Source organism: Sphingomonas sp. 66-10, from assembly GCF_001897045.1.
GTDB classification, from domain to species: Bacteria; Pseudomonadota; Alphaproteobacteria; order Sphingomonadales; family Sphingomonadaceae; genus Sphingomonas; species Sphingomonas lycopersici.
This window is the reverse complement of sequence record NZ_MKRR01000163.1, coordinates 21,182-26,097: the sequence shown is the minus strand read 5'-3', so window position 1 is coordinate 26,097 and position 4,916 is coordinate 21,182. Positions and strand designations below refer to the sequence as shown.

Below are 4,916 nucleotides of genomic sequence, written 5' to 3'. Positions count from 1 at the left end.
CGCCAAGCGTCGTCGCGAGTATCTTGATCGCCCAGAACCCCAGCGTCACCGCCGGCACTTTGGTCACGGTCTCGCGGACCACGTCTCGTTCGATCATCGCACCAAGGTTCCTCTATTTTGTTAGCGCGTGCTCACTCGCGCAACCGGCGAACTCTTTACCGGGTTCCCGCGATCCGTGAAGCGGCCGCTGCATCTAACGGGCTAAGGCATAATTCCGTAACGCGCGGGGAAGCCATATCTGGATCGCGCGTGCACGCGATCGGTGACACGCTTCAATCATAGTGCCCAGCCGGCTCGATCCTGTTGCGCTGTTGGAGCCTGCCTGCAATGAGCGAGCATAAGCCGGCCCAGGCAGCACCGACGATCCAGCCTGCCAAGACATCGCTCGGCCAATGGACGCCGAGGTAAACACGTCAAGCGCCGATTACCAGGACCAGCGCCATCGCCACCCCCACGATGTAAATCCGCACATGATCCTCAGATTCGGTGCGGGCGACTAGCGCGCCCAGGGTCATATAGACGACCGCCGAGTTCATGGCGTGGCCGCTCGGGAAGCTCGAGCTGTTGACGGCAACGAGATGCGCGACGACGCCGGGCCGCGGCCGGTTGAAGAAGGTCTTCAGAAGTTTGCTGCCGAGCGCTCCCATGACGACCGCTCCGACCACGAACAACGCAGTCGGCCGCCTGCGCATCATCAGGAGGTAGCCGACAATGATCACCGTCAGCAGCGTCAGGCAGGTAAAGCCACCGAGCGCGGTAATATCGGTCAGCGCGATGGCCAGCCATCTCGGTCCAAGGGGAACGGTAGGGTGAAGGGGGTCGCGCACGGCCATGAGGATCTGCCGGTCCAGCGCGAGCGTATCGCCTTCCATCACTGACGCCAGCGTGGCGAAGATCATGACCAGCACAACCGCAACGAGAAATACCGCCAGCATCGCGACGTCGATGCGAGAGAGGAAGCGGCGGGTCATCGTTGCTTGGGTCAAAAGATGTCCATAGGTTAAGCGGTGCTGCGCTCACTGCGGTTTATCACCGGGCGGCGCCACCGTCAGCCATGTACCATCGTGGCGGGACTTTCGAAGGTGAGGGGCTTGGTGAGCGAGCTACCACATTGGAGAGCGATCGGGCCGGGATCGCATGGCCCGATCGCGCTCCTAACACGGCATCACCAACAAAGCGCTGCCCTGCGCGGTTGGTGTACCAAGCGCAAGTTACGCCGCTCGTCCGCCGGTCGCAATCGATATTTCTCAGCGAGGTGAATAGCAAATGATGCGCGCATTAGTTTTCGTTCGAAGATGGTGCCACCCGAATTGGATGGATGAACTGGCGACGAATTGTACATAAAGTTCATTGTATCACGTCACAAACGCACTCATGCATGAGACAATCCTCCGCTTTCGCGCGAGCGGAGTCGTTTGCTTTCTTCGATTGCGTATCGGAGAGGCGAGCCGCGGGGCGCATATATATTCAGAACAATGATTGAGAGTCGTGCACCCGTTGGGGCGTGGTGTTCGCCAAATAGCTTGAGTTCGGGCAACGTGCCGCTCGGTTCTGCCGCGCCTGTTGCGGTGCTCCTTCTCGGCAAGATACACGGCGATAGCTCGAGGAAAGGGGAGGCGCCGGGCTCTGTCTCATTTTGGGATGTGGTAGCAGATTCAGCAGTGCCTCGGGGTGCGCGCCGTGCTATGGAATCGCTGCAAAACTATAAGGCTCTTCGGGCACCGCTTCGAATATCGTAGTGGGAGAGCTAAAATGCACATCAGATTTGGGGGGGCGATTGCTCTGGCCTTGTCCCCGCTGGCGGTAACGCCGGCATTTGCGACGACCTTCATAACCGGCACGTCGACGGTGCAGGGCGTAACCCTGACGTTCGGACCCAATCCGACCAATCTTTCCGACAAGATCAAGGGAAACGGAGCCGTCAACGGCACCGACCTTCCACTGATCACCGATAGCGGCTATCTGGTAGACTTTACGTCACCCGATAGCTTGCATCAATCCGGCGGCGCCGGATTTGCGGCGGTGACCGGCGTCGGCAACGGCAACAACAACGCCGGCTTCTCCGCATTGACGATCGCTCCGCGCCCATCAAATCCGATAACGCACTATGTAGGGTTCGACGGCTTCGACGCTATCAACTTTGCGTTGAGTTCGCTCGGCAGGGGAAATCACGCCTATTATGGCGATATCGTGCTGAATATCCTTGGAGGTGGGTCGGTAACATTCTCCAATGTCGAATTCGACACCAATGGCAACCAGCATTTCGGCATATCTTCCAACGATAATCGCATTTTCTCATCGGTCACCTTCGACAATCTGTGGAGCTTCAATGAGGACGGCGCCCACATCGCGCCGCAGCGGTTTGACAGCATCCGGCAAGTCTCGATTGATCTCGCGAACAGTCGTGGCGGCGGCGTGCCCGAACCAGCTACCTGGGCGATGATGATCATGGGTTTCGGGGCGATCGGCGGGACGATGCGGATCCGCGGTCGCAGGCTGCGAGTTACAACCTGACATTCAGCATGCGATGTCAAATCGAAGTTGTGCAGCGTGCGCGGGAAAAGACCGGTGGCGTGTGAGGGCCTGGCCCCGATGGTAGGCACGCAGAAGGCGATTTTTCCATCTATTGACGCATCAACGTTCCGGTAACCGATTCCAGCTAGACGTCGTTATGCAAAGGCGGCTTGCTGACTACCCGGAAAACGGGACCTCGGGTGACCGGCAAGCATGCCCTGGAGCGCGATCATGCCAGATCCTCGCGGCGTGATCGCGCTCATTTTGTTTGTCCGGATTGCCGTGCGCTGTCGCAGCGATACGCGTTGCCGCCGATAGATATTCCGGCGGGCCATTCTGCGCTCGATATTCGAGGATAAGATCTGACTGGAATGAGATGCTCTAAATTCGCTGCAGATTGTACGATGATATTCATCGCTGGGTAGCGCTGCAATTTGATATCTGAATCGGATCGCGAGCTGATAATCAAATCCTGGCTTTCGGCGACGCCAAAATATACTTCTCTCGGCTCAGGCAACAACATCGATTCAAGAAAAAAGCCGCTGGGATTTCCAGCGGCTTCTCTGCGACCCGAGGAGTATATATTCTTATTTTGACCCGAGATATCGAGTCAGTCAGGCATAGCGAACCGCGGTCGTCGCGCGCCGGCGGCGCATCGCCCAGCCGACAGCCCCCATGCCCAGGATCATCATCGCCCAGGTAGCTGGTTCGGGCACACCGCCCGCCAAGCCTTGAACCGAGATATCGTCGATGTGCCAGTACGACGGGTCTTGCCGGAAGGTGAATTGAAGCAGCGACGGGCTGCTGTTCACCGGAGCGGTGAATGAAAAATTGAAATATTGAAACGCGTTCGAATTCGAAAATGTCTGGAGGACATTCCCGCCGATCGACGCCGAGAAGCTATCGGTCGGCCCGCCGAGATTCGCGAGCCAATAAGAGACGGTATAGGTGTGGCCGGCGACCGTATTGAGGAGCTGGCTCAGCGTTCCCGTCGAACCGACCTGCCCAAAAGACGCGCCGTAGTTACCACTATGAGCCGCTGATGAGCTAACACCAGTAAATCCGGTGTTGCCCCCGAGCGTCCATCCCGAGAAGTTCCCAGTTTCGAAGCCTCCATTGGTGACCAGCTCGGCCGCATAAGAAGGTGTGGCAATAGCTGCCAGCGCCAGCGCGCTCACGCCAGCGAGAACGTGTCTTGATCTCACGTCGAATCTCCCCGTTTGGTAGCGAGAATCGAAGCTTACACAATAGTTAATCAGGTCCTAACAGATTCTTTGGATGGTCGTCCCGCTTCGGTACAGCCAACTATCCGACCATTGCGCGCAAGTTCCCGGTATTCGAGCACTTTCTCGAAATAGAAAAGAATTTCTTGTATAAATATGACGGTGACCTTCGGCGCGCCATGGGGCCGTTTGTCAATCAGCGGGATGCGTCGCGGGACGAGCAATATGCAGATGCCCGCCACGAAGCGGGCGAAAGTCTGGTCGCTTTCCCGGTCGCTGACTGTTTCATGAGCGAGGGGCCGGCTTGCCAGAGTCGACGGGCGAAGGTTGCCCGACGTGCAGCGGTCAGCCGGTAAGGCGCGCAGTTGCAACGGCCGCCTGGAATAGCTGGGCCAGTGCGGCCGAGATATCGCTATCGGTCGTTACCTGATTGTAGAGCCCCGGCGAAGCGCATTGCTGCAAGACCGGGGCGAGTTGATCCGTGGGTGAGAGATATGGCAGCACGTTGGTTTTTGACCAAGAATCGCTCGCCGAGGCGGGCAGATATTGGGTGTACAGTACCGCGATCCGAATTCCGCGCGCTTTGATCGCGTCGCATTGTGCGGTCGCGATTGGACCTTCGGGCTTGCCGCCGGGGCGAGTTTCGTCCCACATGCCGTCGGTAATGAGGAACATTACCGCTTGCGGTGTGTCGCCATTGTAATTGGTACCGCCACCAGCTTTGAGCGGCATGGCGCCGAGGATGCCGGTAAATGCGACGCTGAACGCGGTGCCCTTGTCGCCATCGTTGTTGGTATTTGTAACCCAGTTGTTCATATAATATGTCAGCACCTTGGCGTTTACGACATTGTTGCTGACATTTGAAAGGTTGCTATCGACATTGGGCAGGCTGACAATTGAGGGCCAAATCTGCTGGAATGTCTTATCGAACGAGAACAGCCCCATGCGGTATTTCGCTTTGTTGCTGCTCGACATACTGCTTGCGAGCGTGGTCAGGTTCTGAACCGCCTCGTGCAGCAAGTCGGTTCGCAATGTGATGCCGTTGTTCACTGCGACCGTATAATAATCGATGCAATTTTTGTTGCTGCTATCGCACACCAGCTCCTTGTTGCTGCTGCTGTAGGTCAGATTCGTTTGGTGGCAGGCGAAAGCGCAGCCATTGGCCTTGGTCACCATGGT

General features: G+C 57.5%; 2 protein-coding genes and 2 pseudogenes. 1 reads left to right on the top strand and 3 read right to left on the bottom strand.

Annotated elements, in window-relative coordinates:
- Positions 1–272: 272 nt before the first annotated feature.
- Positions 273–833: pseudogene (locus tag BGN95_RS25645) on the bottom strand (phosphatase PAP2 family protein).
- A 919-nt stretch (positions 834–1,752) separates the two neighbouring features.
- Here BGN95_RS25645 and BGN95_RS25640 point away from each other — a divergent pair.
- Complete coding sequence (locus BGN95_RS25640) at positions 1,753–2,514, top strand: PEPxxWA-CTERM sorting domain-containing protein (protein ID WP_286774453.1); 762 nt, start codon at positions 1,753–1,755, stop codon at positions 2,512–2,514.
- A gap of 614 nt (positions 2,515–3,128) precedes the next feature.
- Here the strand turns inward: BGN95_RS25640 and BGN95_RS25635 are convergent.
- Both BGN95_RS25635 and BGN95_RS25630 read right to left on the bottom strand, forming a co-directional pair.
- Positions 3,129–3,692: a PEPxxWA-CTERM sorting domain-containing protein gene (locus BGN95_RS25635; RefSeq protein WP_286774452.1), complete on the bottom strand. Its 564-nt coding sequence runs from the start codon at positions 3,690–3,692 to the stop codon at positions 3,129–3,131.
- 390 nt (positions 3,693–4,082) lie between these two features.
- Positions 4,083–4,916 (bottom strand): annotated as a pseudogene (locus BGN95_RS25630) (hypothetical protein); the annotation flags it as partial.